Origin of the sequence: Frigidibacter albus (genome assembly GCF_009908165.1) — a bacterium.
In the GTDB taxonomy this organism is placed as follows: domain Bacteria; phylum Pseudomonadota; class Alphaproteobacteria; order Rhodobacterales; family Rhodobacteraceae; genus Frigidibacter; species Frigidibacter albus.
Map to the genome: position 1 here is coordinate 49,952 of NZ_JAAAUC010000005.1, position 19,301 is coordinate 69,252.

The following is a 19,301-nucleotide window of genomic DNA, read 5'->3' on the forward strand; positions in this document are numbered from 1 at the left end:
CTGCCGACAAGGCTTGCAAGACGCGCCCCACCGGGGGCGCGTCTTGTTTTTGCATGTTCGGATTAGGAAGCGCGCCGTGGCTGGCCGTGTGGCTACTCGAAGTCGCGCGACGCCAGGGCCCGCTGGATCTCGCGCCGAACGAGCTTGCGCACGCTGCGGGTGATGCGCTCGCCGAGTGTGCCCTGCAGCTCCTGCCGGATGATCTCGGACACCAGCGCACGTAGCGCAACCTCGTCCAGAACCGTCTCCTCGACATCGTCGAAGAGGCCGTCCTCGTCGTCTTCCTCGGCCTCCAGCAGGTCGGTGTCCTCCGGCTCGCCGCGCAGCCAGCCGCGGCCTGCGGCCGAGATCGGCGGCGTCGCGCCCCAACCAAGACCACCTGCAAGATGCAGTCGGCGGGGCTGGTTGTCCGGCACGGGGTCGTCCTGCCAGTCCGGGGCGTCGGACCGGGCCGCTTCGGGGAAGTCCGGCTCGCCCGGGTCCATATCCTCGGCCTCGGCCGCCCAGAAGCGGTCTGCGAGGTCGGGCTCCGGGTCGGCATAGGCATCTGCCGCGGTGTCCCCCGGCAGAACATCCGGCTGTTCCGGCGCAAGCGCCTCAGGCTCCTCAGGTGCAAGCGCCTCAGGCTCATCGAGTGCGGCAGTCTCGGGCTCTTCCGGCGCAAGCTCCAGCCCCTCCGCCTTGCCCTCCGCCCCATGCTCGGTCAGATCGCCCGGAGCGGACCATTCCATCGTCTCGGGATACTGGCTCCACAGCCCCTCGGGCCGTGCATCGCCGCTGTCGGAGACAAGCCGGACCGGACTGTCGGCCACGGGCGAACTTGCCTCCTCGGCCGCGGGCTCGGCATCCTGAGAGCTGTCATCCTGCGCTGCGCCGTCCAGCCCTGCGTCCATCGCGGCAAACTCTTCCGGCGCAGCCCCGATCTCCGTCTCTCCGGCATCGTCCACCGCTGCCGGACCGGCGGAAACGACTGCCGCGAGGCTGGTTGCGAATTCGTCGAACTCGACCGGACTGTCCGGCTCGCTGCCATCCGGCTCCCAGTCGCCACCGGACCCGGAAATTGCCGCCTCGAGCTCGGCGATGGTCTCCTCCAGGCTGGCGCGTAGGCTGGCGGAGTCGTGGTCCACCACGCGCAGCGCCGGGGTCAGCACCAAGGGATCGGGCTGGGCCTGCGCTTCGTGCGAAGGCTCAGGCTCGAGCTCGTCGAGGGCAGGCTCTTGGGGCTCCTCCGCGTGCAGACCCTGCAGCGAGTCGGGCGCAATGTACGAGCTATCACCTTCACCCGTCGTTTCCTCGGCCTCGCCTTCAGCCGCCTTCACTGGGGCCGCGCTCAAGACCGGGCGGGGATGCATGGCGGCGGGGCGCGAGGGCTCCGGCCGCAAAGTGGCGGCGCCCTGCGGCACCGTCTGATCCTCGGACACCAGCCTGCGGATGGAGGACAGCACATCCTCGATTTCGACCTTGGTCATCGGGTCAGACATCATGCCCCCTTCTGGAATTGGCCAAGGTTAGCCCCGACCGGGCCACAAGACAACCGCGGCGGACCGGACATGACAGCAACGTGCCGCACAGGCGCGCGGCGCGCAGGTCACTCCTGGCCGATGGCGCGCAGCACGCGGTCAAGGCTTCTGCCCTGCGTGCTGGTAAGCGGCGCATTCTTGACAGCCTCGTAATACGCGGCGGGGTCATAGGTCGGGATCCCGAGGTTCAGATGCTCTGCGGTCAACAGACCCATAGAGGCCAAAAGCGAATAAATCGATACTTGCAGATTGGCCTCGGCATCAATGCGCGTTGCGCGGGCATCAAGCAGGTCCTGCTCGGCATCGAGCACGTCGAGCGTGGTGCGGGCCCCGAGATTGGCTTCTTCGCGCACACCTTCATAGGCAGCGGTCGCGGCGCGGATCTGCTCGTCGGTGGCGCTGATCTGGGCGCGGGCGACGGCGATGGCCGACCAGGCCTCGCCCACCGATTGTCCGATATTCACGCCAGCCTGCAGCAGCGCGGCGCGCGAGGCGTCGCGGCCGGCAATGGCTTGGCGGTGCAGCGACGACAGCGCGCCGCCCGAATAGATCGGCTGCGACAGGCTGACGCCTGCGGACATCGTGTCATCGCCGGTGTCGGTGCGGCCAGCCCGGACCGTGGCATCGACGCTGGGTCCGCGCTGTGCCGAGGCAAGGCTCACCTGCAGTTCGGACACGGCCACCTGGCGCTGTGCCTCGCGCAGCGAGGGATGGGTGCGCAGGGCGATGGCCTTGGCCTCGTCCAGCGTCGCCGGCAGAGCAGGCGGGCGGGGGGCAGGCGCCAGCGCCGCCGGATAATGGCCGGTGGCCGCCTTGTAGGCCTCTCGCGCGACACTGAGATTGCCCGAGGCCGCGGCCGCACCGGCCCGCGCGGCAGCAAGCTGTGCCTCGGCCAGCGCCACGTCGGTGCGGGTCACCTCGCCGACCTCGAAGCGGTCTTCGGCGGCCCGCAACTCCTCGCCGATAACGCGGACGGAGTTCTCGTTGATCGCCACACTCTCGGTCGCAGAGCGCACGTCGAAATAGGCGCTGACGGCATCCAGCAGCACGCCCTGTTCGACCTGGACCAAAGATTCGCGGGCGGCCAGAACGCTCTCCTGCGCGATCAGCACGCCCAGCCGTGAGCGGCCGCTGTCGAACAGCGTGAGCGAGGCACTGAGCCCGATCGAGGCCGAGTATCCGCTGGTCACCGCGGTGCGGGAATAGCCGGAGTCGGCGACGAAGGCGAAGACCGGCCGCAGCGCGGCGATGGCGCCGGCCACATCCTCATCGGTGGCGCGCAACACGGCGCGGTTCTGTTCCAGAAGGTTGGACTGCCGATAGGCCGAGACCAGCGCATCGGCGAGCGTTTCCGCCCGGGCCGGGGCCGCTATCGCCAGGGCCAGCCCCACCGCAAGGGCTGCTGCGCGCCAACCCGTCCGTCTTGTCTGATAAGCCATCGATGCCGTCCTGTTCTGCCCGAGTCCCGGTTCGCCCTTGGGCGAGGCTTGCGCTTCGCGTCTTGCGCCCCGCGTCTGTCACGCACCGGGCGCGGGTTTCCGTCGCGCCAGATGCAGAAAAGCGGCCTTACAGAATAAAGCCGCGGCCTTTTTCAAACCCGGGAAGAACCGGGGCCGATGCGTTGAAGGCAAAGCGCCAGGTCACCGCACCGTCGGATTTATGGCCGACGCGGGCGACGCCCAGGGCGCCCTCCATGAAGATGCAGCCGATGCGGCCGCCCTCTTTCAGCTGCGCCAGAATCGCTTCGGGCACGGTTTCGGCGGCGCCCTCGATGGTGATCACGTCATAGGGTCCGTGCTTGGCAGCGCCCGCCACCAGCGGCCCGGCAATCACCGCGGCATTGTCGGCGCCCGCCTCGGACAGCACGGCCTGCGCCTCGGCGGCCAGGCTCTCATCCTCTTCGACGGCCACGACAGCCTCGGCCAGACGCGCGATTACCGCCGCCGAATAGCCAAGCCCGCAGCCGATATCGAGCACCAGCTCGGTCGGCTGGATGTCGAGCGCATCGAGCAGTTTTGCCAGCGTCCGCGCCTCGAGCACCACGCGGCGCGGGCCGATGGTGATGTTCTCGCCCATATAGGCGGCCTCGCGCAGGGCGGCCGGCACGAAACTTTCGCGCGGAATGGCCAGCATCGCCTCGATAATCGGGAACTTGGTCACATCGTTCGGCCGGACCTGCGTATCGACCATCATCGTGCGGCGCTGTGCGTAGTCAGCCATGAGTGAACTCTTCGGTCTGAATTTCCTGCGCTCGTCTTGCCACAGAACGGCAGGCGCGGCAACGGCGCTTGCAGCGCCATCTGTGCACAGGCGCAGAGGCGTGGCGCAGCCGGCACAACCCCCCGAGGCACTTGCAGCCACCAGCACGGCACGCGAGGCGCTTGCACGGCCCGCAGCCATGGTATAAGTGCGGCACACCTCCGGCGGCGGGTTGGCGGAGAGGTTACGCACCGGATTGCAAATCCGTGAAGACCGGTTCGATTCCGGTACCCGCCTCCAAGGTTTTCAAGGGGTTAGCCGCGTGCTTGCTCATTGGGTATCACCTCGGGTATCACGTTCTTGTTCCGGGCCTGTTCCGTTCACTGGCGCTTGAGTCGAGCTTGCCTCGCTCGCATCTGCTGCCGCGCCTCGCCCGCATACTTGGCGATCATCGCTTTCGTCGTGTGGCCGCTGTAGCTCGCAATCTCGTCGTCGTCGCACCCGGCCCATGCCAGTTCCTTCACACCGCGATAGCGAAGGGCGTGAAGGTCGAAAGCCTCCAGCCCCAGCCGCTTGCGCTCTTTCAGCATCATGTCTGCGATGTAGCGATACCCCATCCTGCCCCCAGACGGGGTGCAGAGGATCGGGCGGCTTGGCAGCGGTGTGAAGGGCAACTTCGCCTTGGCGCTCTCAAGCGCCTGCTTCAATGCCTCTGTGCAAGGCAGCTCCAGCGGCACATCGGTCTTATTCTGGCGCAACCGCAGGAGGCCATCGCCCTCCAACTCACAGTCGCCCCACGTGAACCCCGGCCAGTCGCCGGGGCGTTGTACGGTGCCAACGCCAATCTCGAAGACCAGCAGCGCAAGTTCCTTTGCCTCGGCCCGGAACTTCTCCACCGCCCAATCTGGCCACGGCACATGCGGCTTCTTCTTGGCCTTCGGCATGGCCTTCGGGGTAATGCCGATAGCCGGGTTGTCCAGCCGCCAGCGCTTTCTGACCGCGACCTTGCAGAGCATGGAAATGGCAGTCGCTATGTAGTTGGCGAACCTGATCCGGTGCCGGTTCGCGTCCATCGCGTCGTAAATGTCGGCTTGGGTTAGCCTTGCGACGTCCTGCTTGCCCATCTTCTCGACCAGGTAGGCGAAGACCGGTTCAAGGTCTTTGCGGTAGCGCGGCGAATGGTTGGCCCACTCGTCAGAACCGCGCACGACCTCGATCAGCGCAGACCAGGACCGCTTGGCCTCTGCCCGCTTGCCGGTCATGATTTCCCAGTACTGAGCGTCAAACTCCGCGGTGCCCTCCGGTGCCAGCATCCGCACAAGCAGCTTGCCGCGCCGAAAATAGACCCGGCCGCTCGGGTGATCCCAGAGGTATTTCTTGCGCTTCACCACTGGATGCCCCCGCCCTCAATCGCGTCTCCGCTGGCAATGCGCTTCAGATCCTCGACCGGCCAACGAACGAGGCCCGGCACCAGCTCACGCCCGCGCGGCAAATGGCCCGCCTCGACCGCCGCCCGAAACTCGGCCGGCTTCATGTCCAGAAGCTGGGCCGCAGTAGTTTCGCAGGCAAGGATCGGGGTGAAGCGAGCCATTTGCGTCAGTCCCCCACCACGCGGTTGCTGTCGGCTTCGGTGATGTAGTGAACGATGCGCACTCGGTGCCAGTCGAGGTTGATCACCTCGCAGCCGATCACATCGATCTGCTGCTTGTCGTTGATCATGATGAAGCCCTGGGTCACGTCGAACTCGGGCAGCAGGCGGTCCATCGACCCGAAGCTGGTAGCGACGATGAAAACGCGCGGGGCGTCGGGATAGACCTGCATGAAGTCCAGAATTTTGCAGGCTTTCGCACCGGCAGCGGCCGCGCTCATGCCACGGTCCATCTCGCCCTGATATTGGCGCAGCGCCACGATGTCATCGACGCTGAACGAGCGCGCCTTGCCTGGCGTGGTCTTCGGGGCGCAGGGGTAGAAGCCGGCATGGATCGCCTCGTTGAAGCGATCAGGGTTCGTGTTTGCGATCTCGCAGGCCAGTTTCGTGGTCGCGCGCAGATTGGTTTTCGTGGGCAGGTCGATCATGGTTCACCTCTTGGTTTCAGCAAGAACATAGCCGACCTATTGAGTATTGCAAGAGGATAGTGTGGAGCCGGGGTTGGCATAGGGCGACGGGCGAGCAGTTTTGATGCTCACCCGAAGTGTTCCACTTTTTCCGTTCGATTTCAATATGTTAGGAAAACGTTAAAACCCCCCTTCAATAGCCCTTTAAGCCCGTTTAAGAGGGTTAGCGCCTTTAACTCACCGTTTTTGCTCACCAAAAGCAGTGCGATGACTTGCGCGAAAGCGAATCACCTGAGCGCCCGATCAGGCCACCTTCGGCAGGTTGCCATTGATGATCATGCGTGTGGCCATCCCGTAATTCCCGAAGACCGACAGGAAGCCGACTTCGATCCCCGTTCGCTCCTGAACATGGCGGATCATGTCGAGGACCGCCCACTGCATGAGGTGTGGCATGCGATGCTCGGCCATGTAATCAAGCGCTTGTATGGCATAGGCGCTGCCGGTGTCGCAGTCCCGGCCATAGTCGCCGCTCGGCTTCACAGACCAGAACAGGCGCGGCGGCAGCCCGGCGCGCTGTTCTGCCCGGGAGGTATTGCGGACGAAGGGCAGGGAAAGCAGCGCGTCCGCGCTCTTACGCGCAGGGGCGGGTGGAGCCGAAGCGGTTGAAATGGGTTCCGCAGCCACGGCCGGCGCAGAGGACGAAAGGATCAGCATTGCCCCGGACGCGGGCAGCGCTGCCAGAAGGGTGCGGCGGTTCATACCCGGCCCTCCAGCAGCGTTTGGGTGCGGCGCAGGGCGGTGCGCATGTAGCTGCGCGCCTCGCGTTCGCCCTGGCTGTAGCCGCTCGGGCGCGCGGTCGCGTCCAGCGCGAGCGTCAGCATGTCGTGGATTTCGGAAAGGGTTTCACCGGGCAAGCCGGGGGTGTTATGGCAATGCACAGCCATGCGCTGATCCTCCATAGATCAGGGTTTCGGTTAGAGCCGAAGTGAAGCGCCAACTTCCTTCGGCTCGCTTACTGTGTTATCCGGGTTTGCATGAGCGATCAAGAAAAAACCGTGTTAACCCGAAAAGGCAGGCGTGGCCCGGCCCCTACCGGCAAGGGAATGCTGATCGGCGTTCGCCTGCAGCCTGAGCTTTTGGCTTGGGTCGACGCGGAGCGGGCGAAGGTCAATCCTGAGCCATCGCGGCCAGAATTTGTTAGAAACGTCTTAGAGGGAATTAAAAGTGGCAGATCAGACAGTCAAAATAGCGCCAAATGACTTTGCGGCAGTCGCCTACCAAATGGCGATCAGTCTCTGGATAAACGAACACAATGGCAAACCAAAGGCGAGCGACGGGAAATTTCTCAAGCTTGTATCATTGTGCTCGGATGCCGTCAGGGGCGGCGGCAATGACTTTGAAACTGACGTTGCTAACCTGTTTCGGAAGTAACGACGAGGCCGGGACGAAGTAGCGTCCCGGCCTATCAAGCTCCATGCCCCCTTCTGAGGATTTCGGCGGCCGCGCTCTCTCGGAGTTTACCCACATGCCGAGTAACGGGGATGCTTTGGACGGACTAGATCCGGGCGCATCCTGCCTGTCTCATGCCAGGTTGTCGCCGCCTCCGAAGTTGACCGACAGCAGCGCCGATTCCATTTCCTTCGGTGACAGCCCCAGCTCCTTCGCGCGGCCCATCGCCTCGATGATCTGCGCCAGTGCCCGCGCCCGGCCACCGGCGTCGAACGCCTGCAGCGGCCGGCCCACGTCGATCATCACCGCCGCGCCCAGCTTGGCGGTTGCCTCTTCGGCCAGCAGCTCGGCCAGCGGCTGCAGCACCCATCCGGCAAGGTGGCGCTGCGCCTCGCGCACCATCGGCCCCGTGGTCGCCTTGTTCATCAGGCCGGGCAGGACGCCGAAGCTCATGCAGATTGCATCCCGCGCCGCTTCCAGCGTCTCGCGCGTCATGGACTTCGACAGGTCGGGCGAAAGCTGATCGGGCGACTTGCCAAGGTTCGGGTTCATGCCGGCTGCCGTCGCCTGCGCCACGCCCTCGACCACAAGCGAAGAACCGCGCCGGCCACGGAAGGCCGCGCGCATCGTCGCCATGTCATCGGCAGAGCCTTCGGGCAGCGGGATGATCAGCGAACCAAGAGGGGCATCCCGGTAAACATCGCGCAGCGCGCTTTCCACCTGGTGCAGCAGCTCGGCGGTGAGCGGCGCGCGGCGCAGCGGCGCGATGCCAGTCCAAGGGGCCACCATGTCAGAGCCGATGCGCAGATGCAGCACCTCGGCCGCCAGCACGGTTCTGGTGGAGCCGCCGCCCGCTTCGGATACCGACACGCGGTAGGCGCGGGGGATGCCGTTGCGGGTGGACAGATCCCAGTCGGCACAGGGCACCAGCCCGTCGCCGGTGATCTGCATGACCGCCTCGCCGCGCAGGGCCGCCGCCCGCGCCAGCAGAGCCATGTGCGCCCGCGTCAGCATGTTCGTGCCCTGCACATCGGCCAGCGCGAAGGCCCCTTCCCAGAGGCTCACGCAGCCCTGCACGGTCGCGGTCAGCTCCCCGATGCCGGAACCGCCGCTGATGTAGGATTCGCGGGCGGCCATGATCTGCGCGGTGTAGCCGCTGCCAGAGGACCGGGTTTCGACAGGCTTGCGGCGGAACAGGCTCAGAATGCCCATGTCAGACCCTCCAACGGTTCAGATGATTGACCAGGCGCGCCGCGGGCTGCGCCACCGGCTGCCAGCTCCGCGCCTCGATCTGCGCCCCGTCATATGCCGGGCGGGTCACTGCCGAGACCTCGAACAGCTCTGCCGCCGTGACGGTGCGCAGCAAGGCATCGCCCCGGCTCTCGATCCGCTCGCCGCCTGGCGATACGCGAAATCCCGGCGACATGCCCCGGATCAGCCCCGCCCCGTGCGCCGCCAGAAAGTCGCGCGCCCAAGTGGTGGTGCCGTCGATGGTCGCTTCGATCACAAGCGCCGCGTCGGTATCGGTCACTTGCAGGTTGCCCGCCGCCCGCGAGGCGAGGGGCTTTTCATAGTCGTGGCCGGCGAGCAGATGGATGTCCTCGCCCGCCTCGATGCGGGCCGCGAATGCCCGGCTGGCGAAGACCTCGCGCCGCCCCGGTGCCAGCTCGGCCTCCGCCCCATAGGGGAAGGTTGCCCGAAGGCGGGTTGCCCCGCCCTCGGTGCGCAGCTCAAGCGCGCTGCCATGCGCGGCCCAGAGCATCAGGCAGCCGCCGCCAGTTCCAGGCCGGTCAGAACCTCGAGCTGCGCCGGGCGCGCAACCGTCAGGTCCATCGTGGCAAGCGCGGTGATCCGCAGGCCGCCCGACTGCGCGTCGGTGAAGGGGTCGCGGATCACGTCCACCGCGCCCCACGCGCCCACGAAGATCGGGGCGACACCGCCCGCCGCCGTGGTCAGCAGCGAAGACACCGCCAGCGGATCGCCGGCAGGCGCGGCCAGCCCGTTCGTCGTCATGGCGATGTTGCCAGCCGGGATGCTCTTCAGCAGCCGGTCCCATTCGGAAACCGCCGTGCCGTCGATCAGCAGCCCGTCCAGGTATGCCCACATTTCCGGGCGGATCAGGGCGCGCACGGCATCGGGCGAGCCGGCCGCGTTCGCCACCATGAAGCGCACGACCGCCGCGCGGAACGCCGCCCAAGTCACCTCATCGGCAACCGCCGTGCTGGTGATGCCATAGGTGGCTGCCCCGGTGATGACGCCGAGGGGCTGGCCGTTCGCGCCGGTGCCGATGAACACCGCCCGGTCCATCGCCGCGCCCATTGCGCCGGCCATATCCCGGCGCACTGCCTGTTCCAGCGCATCACCAGCCTGTTTCAGGGTCTTGCGGCTGATCCGCATCTGGACGCCCAGGTTGTGATCCGGGGTCAGGGGGCGGTCCGTGGTGACATAGGTGGTCGGGCCGGCCACGTTCGCCAGCTCGCCATCGGCCCAGCCTGCCGACACCGCCGAAGTCGTCACGGGCCATTCCACCGCGCCCGCGTCGATGCTGATCATCTGCGCCCCCATGCGCGATGCCGCCGAGTCTGGGAAGATTCTGTCGATAATTGGGCGCGTTTGGGTGGGCGCCGGGGTGCCGCTGGCGATGGTCTCGCCCGCGCGCTGTTCCAGCGCCGCCCACGGCACGGGGATGCCCCGGAAGCCGCCCGCGTTGCGCAGCTCGGTCACGATCTCGGCCGTCTTGCCCGACAGCGCGCGGCCCTCGTCCAGCGCGAACGCCACCTGGCGCATCTCGAAACCGGCCATCAGCTCGGCCCATTCCTTGCCCGAACGGGTTTCCAGCTCGGCCCCGGCTTCGCGCCGCTCGGTGTCTTCGCAGATCAGCGCTGCACGGTAGCGGGTTTCGTTCTGGCGAAACTCAAGGTCCATCGCCTCGATGTTGCGCACCTCGTCTTCGGTCGGCTTTTCCTTGCCCACCAGCCCAGCAAGGGCTTGGCGGATTTCCGACTGTCGCCGGGTGATCTTCACGGATTCAAGCATTGGTATCTCCTAGGATGCTCGGTTTCGGTTTCTGGTGGTCGCGCTCAAGATCCGCGACGAAGCCCCGCCACTGCTGGCGGGCATCGGCAAGCGGGGGGTGCCCGCATTCGATTCTGGTTTTCTTGGTGTGGCAGGACGGGCAGAGCGACTGCAGGTTGCCCGGCGCATAGGACAGGTCAGGGTGCGTCCTGACCGGGTGGATATGGTCCACCTCAAGCCGCCCGCCGCAGCCGCAGTGCTTGCAGCGAAAGCCGTCGCGCTCAAGGATCGCCATCCGCAGCACCTTCCAGCGCTTTGTCCTGGTGATCTTCTGCGAATGCCGGTGATGCTGCTTGCGGACGCCGATCATGCCCAGACCCCCGCGACGGCGGTGATTTCAAGGAACGTGCGGCGCTCTTCGGTCTGCTTGATGCCGAGGATCTCGAAAGTCGCACCCTCGCTGGACAGGCGGTCAGCCGCCGTGATCCCGCGCGTGAAGCTGGTGGACCGGACGCGGAACCGGGTCACGACCTCGGACTGCAGGCGGCCCGCCGAGACCTTCTCGGAATCGGACACATCGCGCCGCCATGCCGCGACTTTGGTGCCAAGCGGCTCGAAACTGCCCGTCACATTCCCGAAGCCGTCATCAATCAGCTCTGCCCGCAGAAATTGAACACGCCGATCCAGCTGGCTCGCATTCATGCCCATGATACCCTCGCTTTCGCTCTCGGCCGGCCAGCGATGCGCGCCCCTTCGGCAACGGCCAGCACGGTTGCCGCCGCAGCGTCGATCCGGCCGTTTGACCGGGCCTTTGCCAGTTTCAGGTTGTTCGCCGGGTCGCGCAGGCAGACCGCATCCGCGAAGGCAGACCGCAGCAGCAGCGACGGGCGGGCCTTGACCTTCCCGTCAAAGGTCGCGCGCCGGAACCGCTCGCAGTCTTCGCCCCCGTCGCGGAAGCCCTGCCCCCGCCATGCCATCGGCGCGCGGATGCCGGCCGCGTCCAGCGCCTCGCCCAGTTCGGATTGCTTGTAGCGGTCCATCGTGATCGCCGCGATGCTCTCGCCCTGCACGTGCTTGATGACCTCGACCAGCCACGGCGAGACGGGCACGGTCTTGTCGCCCAGAACGGTCAGCTCGCCCCGATCGTGCATCTGCACATACCGATCGCCCACCGCGTCGACCTGGCCCCGATCAAGGAGCGACGGGCGCGACGGGAAGGTGCCGAGGCATTCCAGCCGGCCAGTTTCGGGCCAGTAGAACGCGGCCGCCGTCATGCTGGCAGAGCCGCCAAGGTCGATCCCGATCACGACCTGGCCGGCGCGCGGCGGCAGCTCGGACACCTCGCAGGCCATCCATTCATCCGGGGTGATCAGGCTATCCCGGGTTTCGTCGCTGATCCGCTCATTGCGGTTGTAAAGCCGGAAGCTTGAGAGGCTGGAACCGCCGCGCGCAATCGCCCGCCCGGCCGTCGCCTGCAGCCATTCCAGCGAAGAGCCGATGCCGTGCAGCGCGCCTGGGTTGGCCACCAGCAGCGATTCCACGTCATCGGCGGGCAGGCCCGGCGAGGGACGGTGTTCCTGCACGTAGGTGCCCGGCAGCGGGTCATCGATCCACTTGGAAAACGGGTGCGTGTCGTCGGCGGCGGACGTGCTGATGATCAGGGCCCGGCCCCCGCGCTTGCCCAGACCGGACAGCAGCGCGGCTTCCAGCTCGTCGCCCTTCTCAATCGGCCAGTGCCCGCGCTCATCCAGCAGGCAGAGCGTCGGCGCAGATCCCAGAGCAGACTTGCCGTCAGCGGCCAGAACGCGCAGCAGGTGCCGCCCGTTCTGGTCCTCATACTCGATTTCCAGCCGGGGCGCGCGGCGGTAGATCAGCCGGCGCTTGATCTCAAGGGGCAGGCTCTCGGCAAACCCGGCGCAGAAATTCCACGCCGTCTGGCCCTGTTCACGCGTTCTGGCTGCGATGAGGATCTCGCGTTGCCGCTGGTCATCCCAGACACCCAGCAGCGCGCCCAGGGCGATGCCCGCGGACAGCGCGGTCTTGGCATTGCCACGGCCGATGCTGAGAACCGCCGCAGCGATGCCATCAGCCATAGCGCCGGCCACGAATTGCTTCTGAAACGGCGCGAGAAAAACGGGATTCCCGGCGCTTGGCCCCTGCGGAATTTTCAGGGATTGGAGAAAATTGACGGCGATTTCTGCCGGATTTTCGGCCCCGTCGCGCGCGAAAATGCAAAAGTCAGAGCGTCGGTGTCCTGTCCCGCCAGAGGTCGCGGCATTGGGACCATCCCCGAACAGGTCGGCAACGGCTGCGTGGCTCTTCCCGAAGCTCGAAGCACTCGCATCGTGTTTCATAGCATTCGCTCGCGCTGAACAGGGAACGCCGTCACGTTGGATGTGCTGCCCTCTGGGTAAGAAGAGTTCGGGTGCACGTGGTGCGCCCCTGCTGTTCCGTTTCGTGCGCCCCCCCGGGGTGCATCTGATGCGCCCCCACGGGTGCACGTGGTGCGCCCCTTCGGCTTGCCGAACAGGTCATACTGATTGCTGGTCTGGATGCCGTGAACAGCGCGCGGGGAGACGGTTACAAGGCCGCTTGCCTCAAGGGCTTGGACCGCCAGCTGCACCGCGCGCCGGGACAAGCCAGTCTCTGCCCGCAGCGTCTCATTCGACGGGATGCAGCAGCTGGTCTTGTCGTTATGATGATAGGCCAGCGTCAGCAGCACGAGACGCTGCACAGACGACAGGCGCACCTGTTGCGCCGCCTCCATCGCCCACCTGACCGCGCGCCAGCTCATGCCACGTCCTCGATCAGATCGGGGCCGGGATCGTCGCCTTCGGTCTGGGGCAGCTCGGCCACCATCCGCTGCATCACTGCGAGCTGCTTGGGCGTGGGCGTCCAGCCGGGCTTCTTGCGCGCGCGCTGGATGGACAGGGCAAAGCCCCTCGCCCATCCCTCGGCATCGCGCACCACGCGCCCCCAGCGGAACAGCAGGCGGTCAACCTCGGCATCGCCGGTATAGGAACGCTCGGCCGTCATGCGAGGGTCACCCGGCGATACCTGGCTGCCACCCGCGCCATATGGGGCGACATGCCATTGCTCTTGCCGTCGCCCGCGCCGCGCAGGTCGAAGAGGGCCGATGCCTGGTCACAGATCGCGTTGGCGATGTCTTGTGGCAGATCCGCAGCCGTCTCGCCGAACCCGGCCTGATACTCGATCACGACCAGCCCGCACGGCCGGCCATTGGTGAAGCGGATCGCGGGGCGCTGGCCGGTGATCACTGCGAAGGTATCGACGGCAACCCCGTCAACCTTGACGGCCACCGACATTGCGTCGATCAGCGGGGCAACGGGCAGATCGAAGACCGAACGGGCCGGGCCACGTTCCAGCGTGACGGTGATTGCCGTTTCCAGCAATGCGAGCTGTGCATAGACCTCAAGTTCGGAAGCCGCAGCCGACGCCATGCGGGTCAGATCATTCTCATACTCTGAAGCCTCGGCCCGGCAGTGTTCGGCCACAGTGGCCAGATCGAACGGCAGGGCATCGGTCAGGGGGGCGCGCTGAATGATCATGCCGACTGCCCCCCTTGCGCATAGGCGAGGAAGGCGGCCTTATCCGTGTCCCGCAGCGCCTCGAATGCCGCCAGCACATATGCCTTGAGTTCGGAACGCCGGGCACAGGCGGCCCAGTCCCGCGCTTCCTCCATCCCGCCGAGGAACGGCGGCAACGGTGCCCCCGCCGCCTGGACGGCTGCAGCGGCGGTCATCTCGGCTTCGTCAGGCTCAAGGGTGTTCAGCACCGTGAAGGCCAGCGCCGCGCGTTCATTTCGGGTCAGCCGGGCCTCCGCCACGAACCCGAATGCGCGCCAGCCATCGGGATTGCCGAGGGTCAGGCAGTAGCCCAGCATCCGCGACATGCGCTTGTGCTCGGCCTTCATGCACTTCGAGAGGATGGATTTCGAGGCGCGGGGGCCGGTATCACGTTCGCCAGTCGTTCCCGGTTTGTCGTGATACTTTTCCGGGGCTACAGGCTTGATTTCATCGGAAAATCGACTGGATTGCAAATCCGTGAAGACCGGTTCGATTCCGGTACCCGCCTCCAAGGCTTTCAAGGGGTTATGCAGTTTCCGTCTTGAACAGCCTCTCCGGTTTACAAATCGGTTTACACGGTCGGGCATTATGGCGTGTCAGATACACACCGAGAGTCGGTGCATTCCACCTGCCTTTTTCCTGCGTAGAAGCAGTCACGGTTCCCCTCATTAGGGGAAGTCGCTTCTTCACATGCACTGGCACCTCGGCATGGATCGGGATGAGGTGATGACGGTAGCGACAGGCATCCGCCGCCGCTGACGCGGCGGATCGACTGCGCGTCACTGCTCCCGCCGTTCGCCTATTCTGCCGCTTTCTTTGCGGCCCGCGCGGCGGCCCGCGCACTACGCGCCTCGAGCTTGTCGCGGATATCGTCGGCGACTTCGGGAATGGGTTTCGAGTAGATGCCGACAATGGCCGCGGCATGGCGCATGTCCCAACCCATGTACACCGCGATCGGGCCATGTCGACAGCATCGGGGGAAGCGTCGACCCTGACACCCGGCTCGGCCATGTTCGCATCTCGCTTGACGGCGAGGCCGTCGCGGGGGCCTTCGCCAGCGGCGAGATCCTGATACCGCAGTCGCAGTCGCAGGCGTCGCTGCCATGAAGATCTCAGCATGGGCAATCCGCAAGCCGCTGGCACCGATCTTGCTGTTCGCGATCCTCATGGGCGTCGGCCTCTGGGGGTTCCAGCGGCTGCCGGTCACGACCTATCCGCGGATGGACGTGCCGAAGGTCAGCGTCACGTTGACGCTGGACGATGCCGCTCCCGACCAGATCGAGACCGAGATCGCGATGCCGATCGAGGATGGCCTGTCCTCGCTGGCAGGTCTCGACGGGATGGAGACGGCGATCGAGGAGGGTCGCGCCGTCATCGAGGTGGAATTTGCCACCTCGGTCCCGGTGGACCGCGCAGTGGCCGAAGTGCGCGACGCCGTCTCGGCGGTCGACCTCCCGCCCGAGGCGGAGACGCCCGTCATCCAGCGGGTGGAGCAGGAGGATGCCCCGATCCTGACCTATGCGGTCGAGGTTCCCGGCATGAGCACGGTAGAGCTGACCTGGCATGTCGATGACACCGTGATCCGCCGCCCGCAGGAATTGCCGCAGGTTCGCCGGGTCGACCGCATGGGCGGGGCCGAGCGCGAGATCGAGATCCTGCTGGACCCCGCGCGGTTGGAGTCCTTCGGCCTGACCGCTGCCGGAGTCGCGGCCGCGCTGGCCAGCCAGCACATCGACAGCGCCGTCGGCACGTCGCAGGCCGGGGGCCGCGACAGCGCCTTGCGGATCGACACCGCCGCAAGTTTTGCGGACCTCGGCGACATCGCGGTGACCCCGCATATCCGGCTGCGCGACGTTGCGCGCATCGAGGACGGCACCGGGGACCGGCGCAGCTCTGCGCTGCTCGACGGGCGCGAGGCAGTGGGGATTGCGGTCTACCCCGCGCGGACCGCCTCGGACCTCGAGGCCGGGCGCGCGGTGGAGCGCGTGCTGGCGGGGCTCGACGGCGATTTCACTCTGGTTGCCGAGACCGTCGCTCTCACCACCGGCAATTGCACCGCCGCGATGTATACCCTGGCCGAAGGCGCGGCCCTGGCGATCATCGTGGTCTGCCTGTTCCTGCGTGACTGGCGGGCGACGCTGATCGTCGCGCTCGCGCTTCCCTTGTCGGTGATCCCGACCTTTTTCGTCATCCAGCAACTCGGCTTCTCGCTCAACATCGTGTCGACGCTGGCGATCACGCTGGTGACCGGCATCCTCGTGGACGATGCGATTGTCGAGATCGAGAATATCGCCCGCCACCGCCACATGGGCAAAAGCGCCTGGCGGGCCGCCATCGACGCCTCCGACGAGATCGGGCTCGCCGTGGTTGCTATCTCGGCGACGATCATCGCGGTGTTCCTGCCGGTGGGGCTAATGGAGGGCACCATCGGCCAGTATTTCCGCCAGTTCGGCCTGACCGTCGCCATCGCGGTGTTCTTCTCGCTGCTGGTGGCGCGGCTGTTTACGCCGATTCTCGCCGCGCGCTTCCTCAAGGACAGCCCGGCAGAGGAGCATGACCTGCCCGCCTTCCGGCGCATCGTGGCCCTTGGCCGTCCGCTGGCGGTGGACAACGATGGGGCTGGCAGCGGCAAGTTTTGTGGCGGGGCTCGTGTTGCTCGCCTCTGCCCCGGCGATCTTCCTGCCGGAGATGGACGCCGGTAGCACGACCGTCGCCATGGAGCTGCCGCCGGGCGCGACATTGGCCGAGACAGAGCAGGTCGCGCTGGCGGCGACCGCGGCGCTGAAGGCCGTGCCGGAGGTGCGCGCGGTGCTGGTCCATGCAGGGCAAAGCCCGACCGGGCTGGCCGATCCTCGCTATGCGACGCTGACCGTGGGCTTCACCGACCGCCACCATCGCGCCCCGGTCTCCGAGTTGCGCGCCAGTCTGGCCACGGCGCTGACGATCCCCGGCGCCCGGTTCGACCTGTTGCGCGACGGCGGCGGGCGCGAGGTGTCCGCGGGCATCCGCGGCCGCGATGGCGAGGCAACCTCGACCGCGGCGCTGCGCCTGATCGAGGCGATGCAGGCCGAACCGATGTTCCTGTCGCCCGGCTCGGACATGCCGGGCCCGAAGCCGGTGCTGCGGATCGTGCCGGACCGCGACCGCGATGCGGATCTGGGGATCTCGGCCGACACCGTGGCCGAGACGATCCGCCTGTCTGCCACCGGCATGCCCTCCGCCGATCTGCCGGTCTTTCTTGACGGACCGCGCCGCATCCCAATCCGCGCCCGCCTCGCCCCCGAGGCCCGCGGCGAGATGGCCGTCATCGAGCGTCTGGCCGTGCCCCTGCCGGAGGGCGGGACGATCCCGCTGGCGGCGGTGGCGTCCGTGGAAACCGGGGAACAGACGGCCAGCATCCGGCGCGTCCAGCAGATGCGCCAGATCGAGGTCGGGACCGACATGGCCCCCGGCTTCGCCCCCAGCGACGGGATGGCCTGGCTTGGAGCCTATGACGGCTTCCCCTCCGGTATCGGGCTGGCGAATACCGGTGATTCCGAGAACCAGTCCGACACCTTCACTGCCTTCGCCGTCGCAATGGGCGCGGGTATCACGGCGGTCGCCGTCGTGTTGATCTTGCTGTTCGGCAGCGTCCTCGCCCCCCTGACCGTGCTTGCCGCGCTGCCGCTGTCGCTCTGCGGTGTCGGGCTGGTGCTGTGGGTCGCGGCAGTGCCAGTCTCGCTTCCGGTGGTCATCGGCATCCTGATGCTGATGGGGATCACGACCAAGAACTCGATCAGTCGTCGCAGATCGTGGTCAGGATGCTTCCCAGATCGCAACGCTCGAATGTCAGGGGCGCGTTGCCGTCCCGCAGGTAGTCGAGTGTGGTCTCGATCATCGCATCCATCTGGGCGATGTCATTTTGCACCGAAGCACGCAGGGCCACATCCTCGATCCGCTCGGTCCGGAGCTGCAGCCGGGTCAACGGGGTGCGCAGATCATGGCTGACGCTGCGCAGCATGGAGTTCCGGGATTCCAGCAGCCGCCGGATCAGGTCGCGCAAGTCGTTCAGCACATGGGCGAGGGCGCGCAACTCGCGCGGCCCCTCGACCCGGAAGGGCCGGCCGCTGGCGAGGAACCTGTCGGTCCCGCTGAGCGCGTCAGCCATGCGCCGCGCCGGACCTGCGATCCCGCGCACGGCAAGCGCCGAAAAGGCCGCGAACAGCACGACGAGCGCGAGGATGTAGGAGATGACCTCAATGCCCAGCAGGTATTGCGGGATGTCAGGGAAAAGCAGCACCTGATCCTCGTCCAGCCTGAAGATCAGGACCGGATCGTCCTTGATCCGGGCCGACGCGAAGCCCTCCGGCAAGAACTCCATACCCGGGGTCAGAACCCACGCCGTTTCCCAGGAGGGGGAGTCAAGCTGCAGCGTCCGGCTTTCGATCAGCGCGACATCGACTCCCGCCGCATGCCAGGCCGCGAGTTCGCCCGCGCGCAGCTCCGGCGATTTCGCGGCCAGCAGACGCGCAGCGGTCGAGACGGACAAACTGAACTCCTCGATCCCCATGATCCCGCCACGCTGGCGCTTCAGCATCTCCTCGCTGAACTTGCCGATGACCGCTACCAGAACAATGCCGCCAAGGACGATGGCCATCATCTGGCCGCGGATCGTTTCCGGCCAAAGCCTGCGGATCATGCCTCCGTCACCTCCGGTGTGAAGACATAGCCGCCAAGGCGAACCGTCATCACAAGGCGAGGCTCCTTCGGATCTGCCTCGACTTTCTGGCGAAGGCGGCTGACATGGACATCGACCGTCCGCTCCACCGGCCCCGCCAGCCCGGTATGGCTGAGCGACAGCAGCTCCTCGCGCGTCAGGATGCGGCCCGGGTTGTGGCAGAAGGCCAGCAGCAGGTCGAACTCTGGCGTCGTCATCGTCACGCGGGCATTGTCGGGACTGAGGACCTGCCGCCGGATCGGGTCGATCTTCCATCCTTCGAAGAACAGGGGGCGGGGTGCATGGGTGCCCGGGGCGTAGGTGGCGCGGCGCAGCAGGCCGCGCACCCGCGCCAGCACCTCGCGGGCGCTGAACGGCTTGGTGATGTAGTCGTCTGCACCGATTTCCAGCCCGACGATCCGGTCGGTTTCGTCGCCCATAGCGGTCAGCATGATGATGGGCATGGTGGTCTCGGCCCGCAGGCGGCGGCACAGGGTCAGCCCGTCCTCCCCCGGCAGCATGATGTCGAGGATGACCAAATCGGCAGGCTGACGCCGCAGTTCCGCCGCCATCGCCCACCCGTCGCCCGCGATCCGCACCTGCATCCCGGCGTCCCGCAACTATTGCGCGAGCAACGCTGCGATCTCCACGCCGTCCTCCACGATGAGTATTTCGCATATATCGCTCATGACACCCCCGTTGATCGGAACGGCATAGGAGATACCGAGAAGAAAAGGCGCGGAGTTATGTTACTTGACGGCCCCATCCGCCAGACGCCGG

General features: G+C 66.5%; 22 protein-coding genes, 2 tRNA genes and 1 pseudogene. 4 read left to right on the forward strand and 21 right to left on the reverse strand.

Annotation, left to right across the window (positions count from 1 at the left end):
- Window positions 1-92: 92 nt before the first annotated feature.
- The 3 genes from GVY41_RS20195 to GVY41_RS09055 form a co-directional block, all read right to left on the reverse strand.
- Window positions 93-1,481, reverse strand: coding sequence for a hypothetical protein (locus GVY41_RS20195; protein ID WP_205600087.1), 1,389 nt, complete (start codon window positions 1,479-1,481; stop codon window positions 93-95).
- A gap of 107 nt (window positions 1,482-1,588) precedes the next feature.
- Window positions 1,589-2,959 carry a TolC family outer membrane protein gene (locus GVY41_RS09050; RefSeq protein WP_161345655.1) on the reverse strand — a complete coding sequence of 457 codons (1,371 nt, stop codon included), beginning with the start codon at window positions 2,957-2,959 and terminating at the stop codon, window positions 1,589-1,591.
- A gap of 127 nt (window positions 2,960-3,086) precedes the next feature.
- A complete protein-coding gene (locus GVY41_RS09055; RefSeq protein ID WP_161345657.1) occupies window positions 3,087-3,740 on the reverse strand; it encodes a protein-L-isoaspartate O-methyltransferase family protein in 654 nt (217 codons plus the stop codon).
- Window positions 3,741-3,945: 205 nt separating this feature from the next.
- On the opposite strand from GVY41_RS09055, the gene GVY41_RS09060 reads away from it, so the two are divergent.
- A tRNA-Cys gene (locus GVY41_RS09060) sits at window positions 3,946-4,019 on the forward strand.
- An 80-nt stretch (window positions 4,020-4,099) separates the two neighbouring features.
- Here GVY41_RS09060 and GVY41_RS09065 read toward each other — a convergent pair.
- The 15 genes from GVY41_RS09065 to GVY41_RS09135 all read right to left on the reverse strand — a co-directional run bounded on the left by GVY41_RS09065 (window position 4,100) and on the right by GVY41_RS09135 (window position 14,151).
- Window positions 4,100-5,107: a tyrosine-type recombinase/integrase gene (locus GVY41_RS09065; protein ID WP_229726004.1), complete on the reverse strand. Its 1,008-nt coding sequence runs from the start codon at window positions 5,105-5,107 to the stop codon at window positions 4,100-4,102.
- Entirely contained in the window at window positions 5,104-5,310 is a 207-nt protein-coding gene (locus GVY41_RS09070) for a hypothetical protein (RefSeq protein WP_161345658.1), read from the reverse strand. Before GVY41_RS09070 ends, GVY41_RS09065 begins: the two co-directional genes overlap by 4 nt.
- Before the next feature lie 5 nt (window positions 5,311-5,315).
- A complete protein-coding gene (locus tag GVY41_RS09075; RefSeq protein ID WP_161345659.1) occupies window positions 5,316-5,795 on the reverse strand; it encodes a hypothetical protein in 480 nt (159 codons plus the stop codon).
- A gap of 282 nt (window positions 5,796-6,077) precedes the next feature.
- Window positions 6,078-6,533: a hypothetical protein gene (locus GVY41_RS09080; RefSeq protein WP_161345660.1), complete on the reverse strand. Its 456-nt coding sequence runs from the start codon at window positions 6,531-6,533 to the stop codon at window positions 6,078-6,080.
- Window positions 6,530-6,718 (reverse strand): hypothetical protein, encoded by a 189-nt coding sequence (locus GVY41_RS09085; RefSeq protein WP_161345661.1) that lies wholly within the window; start codon window positions 6,716-6,718, stop codon window positions 6,530-6,532. The genes GVY41_RS09080 and GVY41_RS09085 overlap by 4 nt, the downstream gene beginning before the upstream one ends.
- A gap of 637 nt (window positions 6,719-7,355) precedes the next feature.
- Window positions 7,356-8,435: a phage portal protein gene (locus tag GVY41_RS09090; protein ID WP_161345662.1), complete on the reverse strand. Its 1,080-nt coding sequence runs from the start codon at window positions 8,433-8,435 to the stop codon at window positions 7,356-7,358.
- Window position 8,436: 1 nt separating this feature from the next.
- Complete coding sequence (locus GVY41_RS09095) at window positions 8,437-8,985, reverse strand: HK97 family phage prohead protease (protein ID WP_161345663.1); 549 nt, start codon at window positions 8,983-8,985, stop codon at window positions 8,437-8,439.
- On the reverse strand, window positions 8,985-10,259 hold the full coding sequence (locus GVY41_RS09100; RefSeq protein WP_161345665.1) for a phage major capsid protein: 1,275 nt from the start codon (window positions 10,257-10,259) through the stop codon (window positions 8,985-8,987). Before GVY41_RS09100 ends, GVY41_RS09095 begins: the two co-directional genes overlap by 1 nt.
- Window positions 10,252-10,608 (reverse strand): HNH endonuclease, encoded by a 357-nt coding sequence (locus GVY41_RS09105; protein ID WP_170301161.1) that lies wholly within the window; start codon window positions 10,606-10,608, stop codon window positions 10,252-10,254. Before GVY41_RS09105 ends, GVY41_RS09100 begins: the two co-directional genes overlap by 8 nt.
- Complete coding sequence (locus GVY41_RS09110) at window positions 10,605-10,946, reverse strand: head-tail adaptor protein (RefSeq protein WP_161345667.1); 342 nt, start codon at window positions 10,944-10,946, stop codon at window positions 10,605-10,607. The genes GVY41_RS09105 and GVY41_RS09110 overlap by 4 nt, the downstream gene beginning before the upstream one ends.
- The gene (locus tag GVY41_RS09115) at window positions 10,937-12,331 is read right to left on the reverse strand and encodes a terminase TerL endonuclease subunit (RefSeq protein WP_229726005.1); all 1,395 of its coding nucleotides are present in this window, start codon (window positions 12,329-12,331) and stop codon (window positions 10,937-10,939) included. Before GVY41_RS09115 ends, GVY41_RS09110 begins: the two co-directional genes overlap by 10 nt.
- A 257-nt stretch (window positions 12,332-12,588) precedes the next feature.
- Window positions 12,589-13,032, reverse strand: coding sequence for a helix-turn-helix domain-containing protein (locus GVY41_RS09120; RefSeq protein WP_161345669.1), 444 nt, complete (start codon window positions 13,030-13,032; stop codon window positions 12,589-12,591).
- Window positions 13,029-13,274 carry a hypothetical protein gene (locus tag GVY41_RS09125; protein WP_161345671.1) on the reverse strand — a complete coding sequence of 82 codons (246 nt, stop codon included), beginning with the start codon at window positions 13,272-13,274 and terminating at the stop codon, window positions 13,029-13,031. The genes GVY41_RS09120 and GVY41_RS09125 overlap by 4 nt, the downstream gene beginning before the upstream one ends.
- Window positions 13,271-13,807 (reverse strand): head-tail connector protein, encoded by a 537-nt coding sequence (locus GVY41_RS09130; RefSeq protein WP_161345673.1) that lies wholly within the window; start codon window positions 13,805-13,807, stop codon window positions 13,271-13,273. Before GVY41_RS09130 ends, GVY41_RS09125 begins: the two co-directional genes overlap by 4 nt.
- A complete protein-coding gene (locus GVY41_RS09135) occupies window positions 13,804-14,151 on the reverse strand; it encodes a hypothetical protein (protein WP_161345675.1) in 348 nt (115 codons plus the stop codon). The genes GVY41_RS09130 and GVY41_RS09135 overlap by 4 nt, the downstream gene beginning before the upstream one ends.
- Window positions 14,152-14,263: 112 nt before the next feature.
- Here GVY41_RS09135 and GVY41_RS09140 point away from each other — a divergent pair.
- A tRNA-Cys gene (locus tag GVY41_RS09140) sits at window positions 14,264-14,336 on the forward strand.
- 288 nt (window positions 14,337-14,624) lie between these two features.
- On the opposite strand, the gene GVY41_RS20520 is transcribed toward GVY41_RS09140, so the two are convergent.
- Complete coding sequence (locus GVY41_RS20520; RefSeq protein ID WP_268234501.1) at window positions 14,625-14,756, reverse strand: hypothetical protein; 132 nt, start codon at window positions 14,754-14,756, stop codon at window positions 14,625-14,627.
- Window positions 14,757-14,928: 172 nt separating this feature from the next.
- Here GVY41_RS20520 and GVY41_RS20525 point away from each other — a divergent pair, with 172 nt between their 5' ends.
- A complete protein-coding gene (locus GVY41_RS20525; RefSeq protein WP_161345677.1) occupies window positions 14,929-16,527 on the forward strand; it encodes an efflux RND transporter permease subunit in 1,599 nt (532 codons plus the stop codon).
- Window positions 16,439-17,542: pseudogene (locus GVY41_RS20530) on the forward strand (efflux RND transporter permease subunit); the annotation flags it as partial. The gene GVY41_RS20525 and the pseudogene GVY41_RS20530, both read left to right, overlap by 89 nt.
- A gap of 58 nt (window positions 17,543-17,600) precedes the next feature.
- Here the strand turns inward: GVY41_RS20530 and GVY41_RS20600 are convergent.
- Together GVY41_RS20600 and GVY41_RS09155 are read right to left on the reverse strand one after the other, a co-directional pair.
- Window positions 17,601-18,464, reverse strand: coding sequence for a histidine kinase dimerization/phospho-acceptor domain-containing protein (locus tag GVY41_RS20600; protein WP_229726006.1), 864 nt, complete (start codon window positions 18,462-18,464; stop codon window positions 17,601-17,603).
- Window positions 18,465-18,499: 35 nt separating this feature from the next.
- Window positions 18,500-19,141: a response regulator transcription factor gene (locus GVY41_RS09155; RefSeq protein WP_308421082.1), complete on the reverse strand. Its 642-nt coding sequence runs from the start codon at window positions 19,139-19,141 to the stop codon at window positions 18,500-18,502.
- Window positions 19,142-19,301 lie beyond the last annotated feature (160 nt).